Annotated in this window: 14 protein-coding genes and 1 pseudogene; 2 read left to right on the top strand and 13 right to left on the bottom strand. The window is 68.3% G+C overall.

All coding sequences use genetic code 11. The features are described from left to right. The first annotated feature begins 33 nt into the window (after nucleotides 1-33). Nucleotides 34-804, top strand: a complete 771-nt coding sequence (locus ACYX7E_RS09250; RefSeq protein ID WP_462080292.1) for an NAD kinase — start codon at nucleotides 34-36, stop codon at nucleotides 802-804. A gap of 217 nt (nucleotides 805-1021) precedes the next feature. Continuing rightward, nucleotides 1022-1927, top strand: coding sequence for a 5'-nucleotidase (locus ACYX7E_RS09245; RefSeq protein WP_462080291.1), 906 nt, complete (start codon nucleotides 1022-1024; stop codon nucleotides 1925-1927). Nucleotides 1928-1951: 24 nt separating this feature from the next. Here ACYX7E_RS09245 and ACYX7E_RS09240 read toward each other — a convergent pair whose 3' ends face one another. The 13 genes and pseudogenes from ACYX7E_RS09240 to asnS form a co-directional block, all read right to left on the bottom strand. Then, nucleotides 1952-2491 carry a DUF2939 domain-containing protein gene (locus ACYX7E_RS09240; RefSeq protein ID WP_462080290.1) on the bottom strand — a complete coding sequence of 180 codons (540 nt, stop codon included), beginning with the start codon at nucleotides 2489-2491 and terminating at the stop codon, nucleotides 1952-1954. Nucleotides 2492-2543: 52 nt separating this feature from the next. Further along, nucleotides 2544-3230: a DUF2461 domain-containing protein gene (locus ACYX7E_RS09235; RefSeq protein ID WP_462080289.1), complete on the bottom strand. Its 687-nt coding sequence runs from the start codon at nucleotides 3228-3230 to the stop codon at nucleotides 2544-2546. Nucleotides 3231-3260: 30 nt separating this feature from the next. After that, on the bottom strand, nucleotides 3261-4706 hold the full coding sequence (sbcB, locus tag ACYX7E_RS09230) for an exodeoxyribonuclease I (RefSeq protein ID WP_462080288.1): 1446 nt from the start codon (nucleotides 4704-4706) through the stop codon (nucleotides 3261-3263). A gap of 92 nt (nucleotides 4707-4798) precedes the next feature. Beyond that, nucleotides 4799-6133: pseudogene (locus ACYX7E_RS09225) on the bottom strand (FAD-dependent oxidoreductase); the annotation flags it as partial. A gap of 80 nt (nucleotides 6134-6213) precedes the next feature. After that, on the bottom strand, nucleotides 6214-7512 hold the full coding sequence (gene kynU / locus ACYX7E_RS09220) for a kynureninase (protein ID WP_462080287.1): 1299 nt from the start codon (nucleotides 7510-7512) through the stop codon (nucleotides 6214-6216). Between the two features lie 87 nt (nucleotides 7513-7599). Then, on the bottom strand, nucleotides 7600-8643 hold the full coding sequence (locus tag ACYX7E_RS09215) for an amidohydrolase family protein (protein ID WP_462080286.1): 1044 nt from the start codon (nucleotides 8641-8643) through the stop codon (nucleotides 7600-7602). Beyond that, nucleotides 8633-9199 (bottom strand): 3-hydroxyanthranilate 3,4-dioxygenase, encoded by a 567-nt coding sequence (locus tag ACYX7E_RS09210; protein ID WP_462080285.1) that lies wholly within the window; start codon nucleotides 9197-9199, stop codon nucleotides 8633-8635. The genes ACYX7E_RS09215 and ACYX7E_RS09210 overlap by 11 nt, the downstream gene beginning before the upstream one ends. A 71-nt stretch (nucleotides 9200-9270) precedes the next feature. Continuing rightward, a complete protein-coding gene (locus ACYX7E_RS09205; RefSeq protein WP_462080284.1) occupies nucleotides 9271-9744 on the bottom strand; it encodes a RidA family protein in 474 nt (157 codons plus the stop codon). 13 nt (nucleotides 9745-9757) lie between these two features. After that, nucleotides 9758-10420, bottom strand: coding sequence for a carbonate dehydratase (gene can, locus ACYX7E_RS09200; RefSeq protein ID WP_462080283.1), 663 nt, complete (start codon nucleotides 10418-10420; stop codon nucleotides 9758-9760). 91 nt (nucleotides 10421-10511) lie between these two features. Then, on the bottom strand, nucleotides 10512-11297 hold the full coding sequence (locus ACYX7E_RS09195; RefSeq protein WP_462080282.1) for an SDR family oxidoreductase: 786 nt from the start codon (nucleotides 11295-11297) through the stop codon (nucleotides 10512-10514). 79 nt (nucleotides 11298-11376) lie between these two features. Further along, a complete protein-coding gene (locus ACYX7E_RS09190) occupies nucleotides 11377-11730 on the bottom strand; it encodes a hypothetical protein (RefSeq protein WP_462080281.1) in 354 nt (117 codons plus the stop codon). A 69-nt stretch (nucleotides 11731-11799) separates the two neighbouring features. Beyond that, a complete protein-coding gene (locus tag ACYX7E_RS09185) occupies nucleotides 11800-12108 on the bottom strand; it encodes a hypothetical protein (protein WP_462080280.1) in 309 nt (102 codons plus the stop codon). Nucleotides 12109-12111: 3 nt separating this feature from the next. Continuing rightward, nucleotides 12112-13512, bottom strand: coding sequence for an asparagine--tRNA ligase (gene asnS / locus ACYX7E_RS09180; protein ID WP_462080279.1), 1401 nt, complete (start codon nucleotides 13510-13512; stop codon nucleotides 12112-12114). Nucleotides 13513-13583 lie beyond the last annotated feature (71 nt).

Raw genomic sequence — 13583 nt, 5'->3', positions numbered from 1 at the left:
AAGCTCCAACCTGTTCCCCCGGATGCATCCCCGATGCCCAGCACGCCACGCATCGCCTTCCTTGCCAGCCAGACCGATGGCGCGCAGGAGGAATTGCAGGGATTGATCGACCTGCACGGGCAGCATGCGCCCGACGAGGCCGACATCCTGTGCCCGCTGGGCGGCGACGGCTTCATGCTGCAGACGCTGCATCGTTACGGCTCCCTCGGCAAGCCGGTCTACGGCATGAAGGCGGGCACGGTCGGCTTCCTGATGAACCACCATCGCGGCGACGGGCTGCTCGACCGCCTGGCCCGCGCGGAACCGGCGGTGCTGCATCCGCTGGAAATGGTCGCGCAGACCGAATCCGGCGCCACGGTGGGGTCGCTGGCCTACAACGAGGTCTCGCTGCTGCGGCAGACCCGCCAGGCGGCCAGGCTGTCGGTGGCGCTGAACGGGCAGGTCAGGTTGGAGGAAATGGTCGGCGATGGCGTGCTGGTGGCGACGCCGGCCGGCAGCACCGCCTACAACTACTCGGCGCATGGTCCGATCCTGCCGCTGGGGTCCAGCGTGATCGCGCTGACGCCGATCGCGCCGTTCCGGCCCCGGCGCTGGCGCGGCGCCCTGCTGAAGGCCGACACCGAGATCCGCTTCAAGGTGCTCGATCCCTACAAGCGCCCGGTCAGCGTGACCGCGGATTCGCACGAGGTCCGCGACGTGGTCGAAGTGACGATCCGCGAATCGCGGGACCGCACGGTGACGCTGCTGTTCGACCCCGAGCACAACCTGGAAGAACGTATCCTCAGCGAGCAGTTCGTCGTCTGAGAACCTGGTCACGGTCTTGCTGCGCTTGCCAGATGACGCGCGTGCGGTACTCCGAATGCTCATGTACCCCCCACGTACATGGCGCTTCGTGCGCTCCACCACGCGTCATCTGACTGCGCTCGCGACAGAGCGTTAACAGGTTCTGGGCGCGCGTGTCCCGCCGGGTGCCGCCTCGGCGATCTCGCGTCGCGCGACCCGCTTCGCGCATACTTGCACCATGTCCGAGCCTGCCATTCCCCTGCTGACCGTCGCGATCTCGTCGCGCGCCCTGTTCGATCTCGAAGACAGCCACGCGGTGTTCGAGGCCGAGGGCATCGACTCCTATGCCGACCACCAGCGCAGCCACGAGGACGACGTGCTCGAACCGGGCATCGCGTTCCCGCTGGTGCGCAAGCTGCTGGCGCTGAACGAGGGCGCCCCCGAGGGCGCGCCGCGGGTCGAGGTGATCCTGCTGTCGCGCAATTCGGCCGACAGCGGTTTGCGCATCTTCAATTCGATCCAGCACCATGGCCTGGCGATCTCGCGGGCGACGTTCACATCGGGCGAACCGACCTGGCCGTACATCCGTCCGTTCGGCACGCACCTGTTCCTGTCGGCCAATCCGGAGTCGGTGCGCTTCGCGCTGGAGAACGGCGTCGCGGCGGCCACGATCCTGCCGGCCAGGGCGGCCGCGCAACGGCATGACCAGCTGCGGATCGCGTTCGACGGCGACGCGGTGATCTTTGGCGACGAGGGCGAGCGGGTGTCCCAGCAGGGCGGCATCGAGGCCTTCCACAAGCACGAGCGCGAACGCGCGCGCGAGCCGTTGTCGGGCGGCCCGTTCCGCGGCTTCCTGTCGGCCCTGCACGACCTGCAGGCGGCCTATCCGGCCGGCGTCGCGTCGCCGATCCGGACCGCGCTGGTCACCGCGCGCTCCGCGCCTGCGCACGAGCGCGTGATCCGCACGCTGCGCGACTGGGACGTACGCCTGGATCAGGCGCTGTTCCTCGGTGGTCGTCCGAAAGGCCCGTTCCTGGAAGCCTTTGGCGCCGACATCTTCTTCGACGATTCGCGCCACAACATCGACAGCGCCCGCCTGCACGTGGCCGCCGGGCATGTGCCGCACGGCGTGTCCAACCTGTAGCAGCGGCATTGCAGCATTGCCGGCTCAGTCCGCAGGCGGCAACCGGATGTCCGAGAGTCTCCAGCGCAGGCCATCGCGGCTCAGCACGAAGACCAGCGGCGTGGCGCTGCCGTCGTTGACGGTCGCGGTGAAGCGCGAACCCGACTCGAACCGGTAGCGCATCTCGCGCGTCAGCACGTGTCCGTCGTCGGGTGTGGCCGGCGTCGCGGGCTCATCACCACTGGCGCGTCGCCAGACCTTGTGGCCTTCCATCAATGCGCCGATGCCCAGCGGCGTGACCATCGCATCGACCGCGCCGCCGACGGCGCCGCCGGCCAGGACCAGGCCGAGGTTGCCGAGCAGGCTCGACTGCACGTCGATGCCGGCGCTGCGCACCAGCCGGTCCGTCAGCTGCGCTTTCAGGCTGGCCCGCAACGGCACGAAATCGACGTGCCGGGCCAGGGCCCTTGCATTGCCGGTGCTGACCGCATCGCGGATGCCATGGATCGCGATCCACGGCCCGGCGACGACGTAGCCCAGCAGCAGCGCTACCAGCAGGCCGACTAGGATGCCCCAGCGCCTCACGCCGGCCGCTCCGAAGGCTGGTACGGCTCCGCACCCAGGTCTGGCGCAGGCATCAGAATTCCAGGTCCAGCGCTGCGCACAGGTAGTCGACGAACGGACCCAGCGCAACCAGGTCCTTGGCCACCGTCTGGCGCAGGCGCGGCCCGGTCATCGCCGCGTCGTCGAGCGTGCGCCAGAACACCCAGTTGCGGTGCTTGAGGTCGTCGATGAATTCGAAATCGGCCGGGAATCCGCGCGGTGGGCGCACCAGCTTCTCGCTCTCCTCGAAATCGAAGCGTCGACGCAGCGCAGGCGCATGCGCGGCCTGCTTCCAGCTGCCGGGGTTGTCGACGATGAACTGGCGGATACGGCGCTGGGTATCGGGCTCGGGATGCCACAGGCCGGCGCCGATGAAGCTGCCGCCCGGCTGCAGGTGGACGTAGAACGAGGGCGCGGCGACTTCGCGGCGACGCTCATGGAACAGCCGCGCGCCCTGCCAGGTCTTGTAGGGCGACTTGTCGTTGGAGAAGCGTGCGTCGCGATGGATGCGGAACAGGGAGCCGCCGACGCCGCGCGGGTCGGAACGGAAGTGCGGACTGACGGCCGCCAGGTCCGGTTGCAGGTCGGTGATCAGGCGCTGGAACGGATCGCGGATGTGAGCTTCGTACTCCTTCCGGTGCGTATTGAACCAGACCTTGTCGTTGTTGCGTGCCAGTGCGCGCAGGAACTTCAGGCTCTTGTCGGTGAAATAGGTGCTCATGCCAGGTTGTCTGCACTCATGTCGATGTCTTCATGCCAGGGTGGCTTGCAGGGTCTTGCCCCAGTCCTCGAGCTGGTCGAGCAGCGCGCGCTTGTCCGGGGCGTCCTGGATCTCGCCGCGCAGTGTCGCAATCTGCGCGAAGAATGCCGTGAAGGACAGTTCCGATCCGCTATCGTCGTCGCCCAGCCGCTGGCGGCGATAGTCACGCCACTGCGCCTGCTCGGCAGGCGACAGCGTCTGCGGCCAGTTGCGCGCGCGATAGCGGAACAGCAGTTCCGGCAGCCTGGGATCGACGAAGCCGAAGTCCTTCTGGCCCAGCTGCGCCGGTGGCGTCGCCCGCACGTCCGGAAAGCGACGGCGATCCTGGTCGGACAGGAAACCGTCGTACAGCGAGCCATCGACATCGGACGGCGCGAACTCGCGCTCGGCCGCGTAGACCTGGCGGATCTTCTCGGCCAGCGCGACCGCATGCTGGCGCAGCACGCCGGCGCGGTGTTCGGCCACGGCCGGATCGATCGCCAGACGCTGGAAATCGGGCGCGCGCAGATGGTCCCAGGCGACCAGGCAGGGGCAGCGGTTGAGATGGACTTCCTTCAGCGGGATGCGGGCCTGGCCTTCCGGCAACTGGTCGGCGCGCAGGTACAGCCGCGCGGCGATGGTCGCGGCGTCCAGGTCGAGCAGGATGTCGGGATCGCTGTCGAGGTCGAAGACGATGACGCGGCTGTCGATGCGCGGATGCCGGGTCAGCGGCACCACCGCGGCCGCGCACAGGCGCGAGGCCGGGTAGCGCTGGGACACGTGCAGCACCGGTTGCACCGCGATGGTGTCGAGCAGCGATGCGGCGTAACGCTTGTCGCGCAGCTTCAGCGCATACGTCCACAGCCGCGGCTGAGATTGCTTGAACCTGCGCGCGATGCCGATCAGCGCGCGCACGTCCGACAGCGCTTCGTGGGCATCGCCGACGCGCACGCCGTTGGCGCTGGCCAGGTGTTCGAGCTTGAACGAGGTGCCCTGGCCATCGTCGCGCGGGGTCCATTCGATGCCCTCCGGGCGCAGCGCATGCGCCAGCCGCATCACGTCGAGCAGGTCCCAGCGCGAGTTTCCGCCGCGCCATTCGCGTTCGTAGGGATCGTGGAAGTTGCGGAACAGCCCGAAGCGCACGAACTCGTCGTCAAAGCGCAGCGAGTTGTAGCCCAGCGTGCAGGTCCTGGGACGCGCCATCTCGTCGAAGATGCGCGAGAACGCCTGCGCCTCGTTGACGCCTACGCGCGCGGCATGCTGCGGCGTGATGCCGGTGATCAGGGTCGCGACCGGCGACGGCAGCAGATCGTCAGCCGGCTGCACGAAGAAATCGATCGGTTCGTCGATCTCGTTGAGTTCGGCGTCGGTCCGGATCGCGGCGAACTGGGCGATCCGCGTCCGCCGCGGATCGGAGCCGAAGGTCTCGAGATCGTAGAACAGGAAGCTGTCGCTCATCCGGCGGACTCGCTGATCGAGAAGGATGCCGACGCATGGTCCGCGGCCGTGCCGCTGTCCTGCAGGCTGACGTCCTGCAAGGGCCTGTCCTGCAGGGGCGCCAGCGTGCGCAGTACGTCGGCATCGACGGCCGCCCAGTCGACATCCTCGAGCCGGTCGATGCCGGCGGTCGCGCGTGCCAGCAGCTCGCGCTGCAGTTCGCTGCGGTGCAGGGCCAGCGCATACGGGATCAGCATGAAGGTGACCATCGCGTAATGCGGCACGAAGCGGGTCGGATGACGCGCCTGCAGCGCCAGCTCCAGCGCCCGTTGCAGCAGGTAGACCGGATCGTCGACGCGGTCGCGCATCTCCTGGTAGTTCTCAAGCGCCATGTGCTGGATCGCGGCGGCGTTGGGCTTGCGCTCGGCCTCGAATGCGGCGAACGCGGCCTCAAGATCCGCGTGCGCATCCAGTTGCCTGGCCAGTGCGACGCAATCCTCGAACGCGCAGTTCATGCCCTGGCCGTGGAACGGCACCATCGCATGCGCGGCGTCGCCGATCAGCAGCGCGCGGCCATCGAGATGCCAGTGCTCCAGATACAGCGTAGCCAGTTGGCCGACCGGATTGCTGGCCCAGTGCGCGTCGAAATCCGGGATCAGCGCGAGCGCGGTCGGGAAATCGCGGGCAAAGAACGCCCGTGCCGCTTCCGGCGTGCGCAACTGGTCGAAGGCCGGCCCGCCGCTGCCATCCGAGGCGTGCGGCAGGAACAGCGTCACCGTGAACGTCTTCTCGTCGTTGGGCAGCGCGATGCACATGTAATGGCCACGCGGCCAGATATGCAGGGCGTTGGCCTCGATGCGGAAATCGCCGTCGGCGGTCGGCGGGATTTCCAGCTCCTTGTAGCCGTGATCGAGGAACGCACTGCGCTCGCCGAGGTCGGTATGCCGGTTCATCGCGGCGCGCAACGCCGAGCCGGCGCCATCGGCACCGACCAGCGCATGGACCTGGGCCGTGTGCGTGCTGCCGTCGCGCGGATCGACGAAGCGAGCGGTACCGGCATCGAAATCCACGTCTTCCAGGCCGCGATCGAAATGCAGCCGCGCACCTGCCTCGTCGGCCAGGTCCAGCAGCACCAGGTTGAGGTCGCCGCGATGTACGGACCAGATCACTTCGCTGTCGTCGCGGCCATAGCGCTGCAGCTGCGGCGGGGTATCGCCGACATGCACCATGCGACCGCGCATCATGATGGCGTGGCGCATCACCGCATCGTCGGCATCGGCCTGGCGCAGCGCATGCCGGCCACGTTCGGCCAGCGCGAGGTTGATCGAGCGCCCGCCGGCATAGCCGGCGACGCGCGGATCCCCGCGCTTCTCGTAGATGTCGACCTGCCAGCCGCGCTGGCGCAGCAGGATGCCGAGCAGGGCGCCGGCGAGGCCGGCACCGACGATCGACAGGTGGCGCGGCGTGTTGCTGCCGTCGCTGCCCGCGCCGCCTTGGGCGTCCCGGGCATTCGTGTGGGGGCCTGCGGTCATCGTGCGAGGTCCCGCCATTGCGCGGCCGTGCGCGCGAAGCGCAGCACGTCGGCGTGGGTGTTGTACATCGGGGCCGGCGAAATGCGGATCACGTCGGGCTCGCGCCAGTCGCCGAGCACGCCGTGCGTGGCCAGATGGTCGAACAGGGCACGCCCGCGTTCGCGCCCACCGACTACGCGCAGCGACAACTGGCAACCACGACGCGCGGGTTCGGCCGGCGTCACGATCTGCAGCACGTCGCCGAGATGGCGATGGATCAGCTGCTCCAGCCAGCCGGTCAGGCGTTCGGACTTGGCGCGCAGCGCGTCCATGCCGGCCTGCGCAAACAGGTCCAGCGACGCGCGCAGCGGCGCGATGCCCAGCACCGGCGGGTTGCTCAGCTGCCAGCCATCCGCACCGGGCGTAGGCACGAACTGCGGACCCATCTGGAATCGCGTCTCCGGTTGGTGTCCCCACCAGCCGGCGAAACGCGGCAGCTCGCTGTGCGCATGGCGGGCATGCACGAAGGCGCCCGCCACCGCGCCGGGGCCGCCATTGAGGTACTTGTAGTGGCACCAGACGGCGAAGTCGACGTTGCTGTCGTGCAGGCGCAGCGGCAGGTTGCCGACCGCGTGCGCGAGGTCGAATCCGGCCAGCGCACCGGCGGCGTGCGCCAGCCGGGTGATTGCTTCGGGATCGAAGGCCTGGCCGGTGCGATATTGCACGCCCGGCCACAGCACCAGCGCCAGGCGATGGCCGTGGATGGCGATGGCCTGCTCGATCGCCGCCATCGAGAACCGGCCGTCGGCTTCATCGGGTTCGAGTTCGATCAGGTCGGTGGCCGGATCGAAGCCGTGGAAGCGGACCTGCGATTCCAGGGCATAGCGGTCCGACGGGAAGGCGCCGGCCTCCATCAGGATCGCCGGGCGCGCCGCCGTGGGCCGGTAGAAGCTGACCATCAGCAGGTGCAGGTTGGTGGTCAGCGAGTTCATCGCCACGACCTCGGATGGCTCGGCACCGACCACGGTCGCCAGCTGATCGCGGACCAGCTCGTGATAGCGCATCCACTGCGCCTGGCCGGTGAAGTGGCCCTCGACGGCTTCGTGCGCCCATTTGTCGAGCACTTCCTCGACATGCGCGCGTGCGCCGCGTGGCTGCAGCCCCAGCGAATTGCCGACGAAGTAGGCCTGCGCCTGCCCGCCATGTTGCGGCAGCAGGAACTCCCAACGCAGGGCCCGCAGCGGATCGGCGGCATCGGCCTGCGCGGCGTAGGCATCGCATGACAGGTCGATGGACGGATCGGGGGTGTGGGTCATGCAGGACGTCCGTCTATGGGGCAGGGCGCAGTGCGGCGCCGAAGGAGGGCGGATGGACACAGCGGTCGCTGGCGCGCGCGCGGTGGGTCATGCGAACCGCGCCGCCGGCAGGCCGAGCCATTCCAGCGCGGTCCCGTGGTACAGCCGCGCGCGCTCCGGCTCGGGCAGCTGCATCTCCTCGATGCCGGCGCCGGGGACCTGCTCGCCGAGCGGGAAGGGGTAGTCGGTGCCCAGCATCACGCGGTCGACGCCACAGGTGTCGAGCAGGTACTGCAGTGCACGCGGGTCGGCGACCCAGGAATCGAAGTACAGGCGCTTCAGGTAGTCGCGCGGGTTATGCGGATTGTCGGTCGCGACCAGGTCGGGACGCATGTTAAAGCCGTGCTCGATGCGGCCGATCGAATACGGAAAGCTGCCGCCGCCGTGGGCCATGCAGATCTTCAGGCCCGGCAGGCGTTCCAGCACGCCGCCGAACACCAGGCAGCAGGCGGCGCGCGACTGTTCGGCCGGCATGCCGACCAGCCAGGGCAACCAGTACTTGGGCATGCTCTCGCTGCCCATCATGTCCCAGGGATGCACGAGGATTGCTGCGCCCAGTTCGGCCGCGGCCTCGAAGAACGGGAACAGTTCGGGCGCGTCGAGGTTCCAGTCGCCGACATGGCTGCCGATCTGCACGCCCTGCAGGCCGAGCTGGTCGACGCAGCGTTCGAGTTCCTGGATCGCCAGTCGCGGCGACTGCAGCGGCACCGTGCCGATGCCGGCGTAATGGCGCGGATGCGCCGCACAGGTGGCGGCCATGTGGTCGTTGAGCGACTGGTGCAGCTCCAGCGCATGCTGCGGCTTGGCCCAGTAGCTGAACATCACCGGCACCGTGCTGATGACCTGCACCTGCACGCCGAAGCGCGCGTAGTCGTCGACGCGTTCCTGCGGATCCCAGGTCTTGGACCAGATCTCGCGGAAGAAGCGTCCATCCTTGTAGATGCGATGGCGGCCGTCCTCGGTATGGTGGATCACCGGGAAGCGCTGGTCGCCGAACTTCTTCGCCAGGTCCGGCCAGTCGCGCGGCAGGTAGTGGGCGTGGATGTCGATCTTGAGCATGGCATCGTTCGCCTGCATGACGTCAGGTGACATCCGCCAGCGAGTCCGGATCGGCGTCGTAGCGCGCCGGGCGCGGGTTCAGATGCCCGCAGGCGTCGCAGGTGCGCAGGTCGATCGAGCGGTAGAACAGGTCGAACACCGGCGGGAAATCCTGCTCGATGTCGTGCAGGTGGAAGTAGGTCTCGTAGAGCTTGTGGTTGCAGTGCTCGCAATACCATTGCAGGCCGTCCTGCTCGTGTGGCAAGCGCTTGCGTTCGATGACCAGGCCGACCGAATCGGGGGCGCGTTGCGGCGAATGCGGGACGCGCGGTGGCAGCAGGAAGGTCTCGCCGGCGCGGATCGGGATGTCGCGGGCCTGCGCCGGGCCGCTATCGGCGGAGGGTTCCTGGATGCGCAGTACCATTTCGCCTTCGAGCTGGTAGAACCACTCCGGGCCTTCTTCCCAGTGGTAGTCGGTGCGGGCATTGGGACCGCCGACGACCATGACGATGAAGTCGCCGTCGTAGATGCACTTGTTGCCGACCGGCGGCTTCAGCAGGTGACGGTGTTCGTCGATCCAGGCCTGGAAGTTGAGTGGGGCGGAGATCATCGACTTGCTCCAGTCATCGTGCGTGTTGGATGGCGTCTGCGGTGGTGCGGTGGAGCGGCGGAACGCGTCGATCAGTCCGCATCGGGCGATGGCGGTGACGACGAAGGACGGCGGCCGACGGCGGCCATGCACTTGAGTTCGATCGCGATCGGTGTCGGCAGCGCGCTGATGCCCAGCGTGGTCCTGCACGGCGCGCTGGCCGGGTCGGGGAAATACTCGGCCCAGACGCGGTTGTAGGCGGTGAAGTCGTGGCCCATGTCGGTCAGGTAGACGGTGACGTCGACCAGGTCCTCCCAGCGGGCGCCGCTGGCTTCCAGCACCGCGCGCACGTTGGCGAACACCGCATGCGTCTGCGCGGTGATGTCATGCGAGAGGACGCGGCCGTCGGCCGCCAGCACGTTGCCGGGGACTTGGTTGCTGACCGGATCGCGCGGTCCGATCCCCGACAGCAGCAGCCAGTCGCCGACCCGGCGCGCATGCGGGTAGCTGCCGACCGCGGCAGGGGCACTGCCGGCATGGATCGCGTCGCGGTCGGCATCGTTCATCGCATCGGCCCGCTCAGTCGCGCGCAGTCGTCGTGGGCAGCCCGTCGATCGCGGCCTGGTAGGCGGGCTCGACTTCTTCGGGGCTGGAAATGTCGATCGCCATCGGCCGCACGCGGCCGTCGCGCAGGCTGTAGACCCAGCCGTGCACGCCGAGCTTCTGCCCGCGTGCCCAGGCATCCTGGACCACGGTGGTGCGGCAGACGTTGGCGACCTGCTCGATGACGTTGAGTTCGCACAGGCGTGCGTGCCGCAGTTCTTCGGTCGGCACCTGCGACAGGTAGTCGGCATGCTTGGTGGCGATGTCGCCAACATGCCGCAGCCAGTTGTCGGCCAGGCCGACGCGGGTATCGGTCAGGCTGGCGTGCACGCCGCTGCAGCCGTAGTGGCCGACGACCAGGATGTCCTCGACCTTCAGCAGGTCAACGGCGAACTGGATCGCGCTCAGCGCGTTGAGGTCGGTGTGGATGACCAGATTGGCGACATTGCGATGGACGAACACTTCGCCCGGATCCATGCCGATGATCTGGTTGGCCGGGACGCGGGAGTCGGAGCAACCGATCCACAGGTACTTCGGACTCTGCTGGCGCGACAGCCGCGCGAAGAAGTCCGGGTCTTCCAGGCTGACTTTCTCGGCCCAGTCGCGGTTGCGTTGCAGCAGTTCGTCGAGTTCGTTCATGGTCCAGGGGTCGAGTGAGGGGAGGCCTGCGTGCCGCCGGGGCCGGGGGACAGCGTATCGCCGTCGTCGTGGAGGGTCGAGTGCGGTGCGTTCAGATCGAGGCCATGCGGCCACCATCGACCGGCAGGCTGGCGCCGGTGACATAGCCCGCGGCCGGCGAGCACAGGAAGGCGATGGCGGCTGCGATCTCGGCGGGTTCGGCGATGCGCCCGAGCGGTACATGCGCGCGCATGCCGTCGAGCACATCCTCCGCGCTGCGGCCGCTCGCCGCGACACGGTCGCGCACGACCTGGTCGATGCGTGCGGTGCGCGTGTATCCGGGCAGCACGTTGTTGACGGTGATGCCGTCGCCGGCGAGTTCGCGCGACAGCGTCTTCGCCCAGCTGGCGACGGCGCCGCGGATCGTATTGGACACGCCCAGGCCGGCGATCGGCTCGCGAATCGAGGTCGAGACGACGTTGACGATGCGTCCCCAGCCCGCCGCGCGCATGCCCGGCGCGACCGCCTGTGCCAGCAGCTGGTTGGCGATCAGGTGGCGATGGAATGCCTCCAGGAAGGCCGTCGGTGGCGCGCTGGCGATCGGTCCGCCCGGTGGTCCGCCGGTGTTGTTGACCAGGATGTGCACCGGTCGCTGCGCGATCCTGGCGTTGACCGCGGCGATCAGGGGGGCGTGCTCGGCCAGGTCGGCGACGATCCAGGCATGCGCCTGGGGAGCGCTGGCGGGCAATGCGGCGACGACGGCCTGCAGCGCATCGCCGCGGCGTGCCAGCACGGTGACATCGGCGCCCAGCAGGGCCAGTTCATGGGCCGCGGCGCGGCCGATGCCGTCCGAGCCCCCGCAGACCAGGGCATGCCTGCCTGTCAGATCAAGATCCATGTCGTTTACGCCCGTCGAAAAGGGCGGGAAGGGGCGTCATGGGGACGTCGGCCTGCGCGGGCTGTGGTGCGTGCCGGTCTCAGGCACGTTCGCCCAGCGAGACCAGCATGCGCTCGCGCAGCTGCTGGTCGTCGCGTGCCTCCGGCGGTTCGATTTCCTGCAGCGAGAAGCCGCGCTCCAGCGCGTCGTCCTCGTCGATGCCGTCCAGGGCGATGAAGTCGGCATCGAGCAGCATCGCGCGCGCGGTGTCCTCGCTGTCGTAGACCAGGGTGTTGCCGTCGCTGTCGAAGACATCGGCAGTGCCGGCGCCGCGCACGCGCAGGCGCGCCCAGACGATTGTGCGGCCCAGGCTGGCCAGCCACCAGGATTCGGAGACGATGCTGATCGCGTCGTCATCGGCGGCAGATGCTTGAGGGGCCTGGAGATCGGTCATGTCGGTTCGGTCGGTAGGGGCAGGGCAGGTCGTCGTGCAGTCTTCGCGCAGGTCGCAGGGCCTGGCCGGTCAGGCCGGCAGCAGCAGGGAGGTCAGCCACAGCAACGCCGACATCGCGACCGCGAACAGGATGGTCATCAGCGACACGCGTGCCGGCGTGGCCAGGCCCGTGAACTGGCGGTCGGCGACTTCGCGGTAGCCACCGTCCAGCAGCCAGCGCAGTGCCGACAGGCCGAGGAAGGCGTTGTCGCCCAGCCGCGCGCGCACCTGCGGATGGCGGTCGCGCAGGTGCACCAGCGACAACGGCCAGAAGATCACGAAGGCGCTGATCCCGGCGATCGCGACGCCGATGAAGCACAGGGCGAAGAACAGGATCACGCCCTAGTACTCCGCCTGGCCGGGCGCGCGCGGGTAGGGGATCGCGTCGCGGATGTTCGACAGGCCGCAGACGTAGACGATCAGGCGCTCGAAACCCAGCCCGAAGCCGGCGTGCGGCACGGTGCCGTAGCGGCGGAAATCGCGATACCAGCCGTAGTGCTCGCGATCGAGGCCGAACTGGTCCATGCGCGCGTCGAGCACGTCCAGGCGTTCCTCGCGCTGCGCGCCGCCGATGATCTCGCCGATGCCCGGCGCCAGCACGTCCATCGCCGCGACGGTCTTGCCGTCGTCGTTGAGGCGCATGTAGAACGCCTTGATGTGCTCGGGATAGTTGGTGACCACGACCGGGCGACCGACATGCTGCTCGGTCAGCCAGCGCTCGTGCTCGGTCTGCAGGTCCAGGCCCCATTCGACCGGAAAGTCGAACTTGTGGCCGGACTTGCGCAGCAGTTCGACCGCCTCGGTGTACTCGATGCGTTCGAACGGTGCGTTGATGAAGGTCTCCAGGCGCGTGATCGCGTCCTTCTGCACGCGTTCGGCGATGAACGCCATGTCGTCGCCGCGCTCGTCGAGCACCGCGCGGAACAGATATTTCAGGAATTCCTCGGAGATGCGCGCGTTCTCGGCCAGGTCGGCGAACGCGATCTCCGGCTCGATCATCCAGAACTCGGCCAGGTGGCGCGTGGTGTGGCTGTTCTCGGCGCGGAAGGTTGGCCCGAACGTGTAGACCTTGCTCATCGACAGGCAGAAGGCCTCGACGTTGAGCTGGCCGGACACGGTCAGGAAGGTTTCCTTGCCGAAGAAGTCGCGCGAGAAGTCGACCTTGCCGTCCTTGCCCAGCGGCAGGTTAGCCACATCCAGCGTGGACACGCGGAACATCTGGCCGGCGCCCTCGGCATCGGAGGTGGTCACGATCGGCGTGTTGATCCAGTAGTAGCCGTTCTCGTGGAAGTAGCGGTGCGTGGCCTGGGCCAGGCAGTGGCGGATGCGGGTGACCGCACCGAACAGGTTGGTGCGCGGGCGCAGGTGCGCGACCTCGCGCAGGAATTCCAGCGAATGCGCCTTGGGCTGGATCGGGTAGGTCTCGGGGTCCTCGACCCAGCCGACGACCTCGAGCGCACTGGCCTGGATCTCGAAGCTCTGGCCCTGGCCCTGCGACGGCACCAGGGTGCCGGTCGCGATCACCGAGCAGCCGGCGGTCAGCCGCTTGATCTCGGACTCGTAGTTGTCCAGCGTGTCGGTGGCGACGACCTGGATCGGCGCGAAGCAGGAGCCGTCGCTGACGTTGACGAAGCTCAGGCCGGCCTTGGAGTCGCGACGGGTGCGGACCCAGCCGCGGACGGTGACTTCGCCGCCGGCCGGGATCTTGCCGGCGAGCGCATGTTCGACACTGGAAACGGTCATTGCGTTGGATCCTGAAGGCGCAAGGCCCGATGAACAGGCCTGATCGATGGAACGCATAGTCTACCGGAGGC

The sequence above is a fragment of the Luteimonas sp. RIT-PG2_3 genome, assembly GCF_054902115.1.
The sequence above is the reverse complement of the archived record's forward strand: the minus strand, read 5'-3'. Positions and strand labels throughout refer to the sequence as shown.

Excerpts from the sequence above, each read along its gene's own strand:
- ACYX7E_RS09250 (WP_462080292.1), top strand. The coding sequence starts at position 34 with ATGCCCAGCACGCCACGCATCGCCTTCCTTGCCAGCCAGACCGATGGC.
- ACYX7E_RS09245 (WP_462080291.1), top strand. The coding sequence starts at position 1,022 with ATGTCCGAGCCTGCCATTCCCCTGCTGACCGTCGCGATCTCGTCGCGC.
- ACYX7E_RS09235 (WP_462080289.1), bottom strand. The coding sequence starts at position 3,230 with ATGAGCACCTATTTCACCGACAAGAGCCTGAAGTTCCTGCGCGCACTG.
- sbcB (WP_462080288.1), bottom strand. The coding sequence starts at position 4,706 with ATGAGCGACAGCTTCCTGTTCTACGATCTCGAGACCTTCGGCTCCGAT.
- kynU (WP_462080287.1), bottom strand. The coding sequence starts at position 7,512 with ATGACCCACACCCCCGATCCGTCCATCGACCTGTCATGCGATGCCTAC.
- ACYX7E_RS09215 (WP_462080286.1), bottom strand. The coding sequence starts at position 8,643 with ATGTCACCTGACGTCATGCAGGCGAACGATGCCATGCTCAAGATCGAC.
- ACYX7E_RS09210 (WP_462080285.1), bottom strand. The coding sequence starts at position 9,199 with ATGATCTCCGCCCCACTCAACTTCCAGGCCTGGATCGACGAACACCGT.
- ACYX7E_RS09205 (WP_462080284.1), bottom strand. The coding sequence starts at position 9,744 with ATGAACGATGCCGACCGCGACGCGATCCATGCCGGCAGTGCCCCTGCC.
- can (WP_462080283.1), bottom strand. The coding sequence starts at position 10,420 with ATGAACGAACTCGACGAACTGCTGCAACGCAACCGCGACTGGGCCGAG.
- ACYX7E_RS09195 (WP_462080282.1), bottom strand. The coding sequence starts at position 11,297 with ATGGATCTTGATCTGACAGGCAGGCATGCCCTGGTCTGCGGGGGCTCG.
- ACYX7E_RS09190 (WP_462080281.1), bottom strand. The coding sequence starts at position 11,730 with ATGACCGATCTCCAGGCCCCTCAAGCATCTGCCGCCGATGACGACGCG.
- asnS (WP_462080279.1), bottom strand. The coding sequence starts at position 13,512 with ATGACCGTTTCCAGTGTCGAACATGCGCTCGCCGGCAAGATCCCGGCC.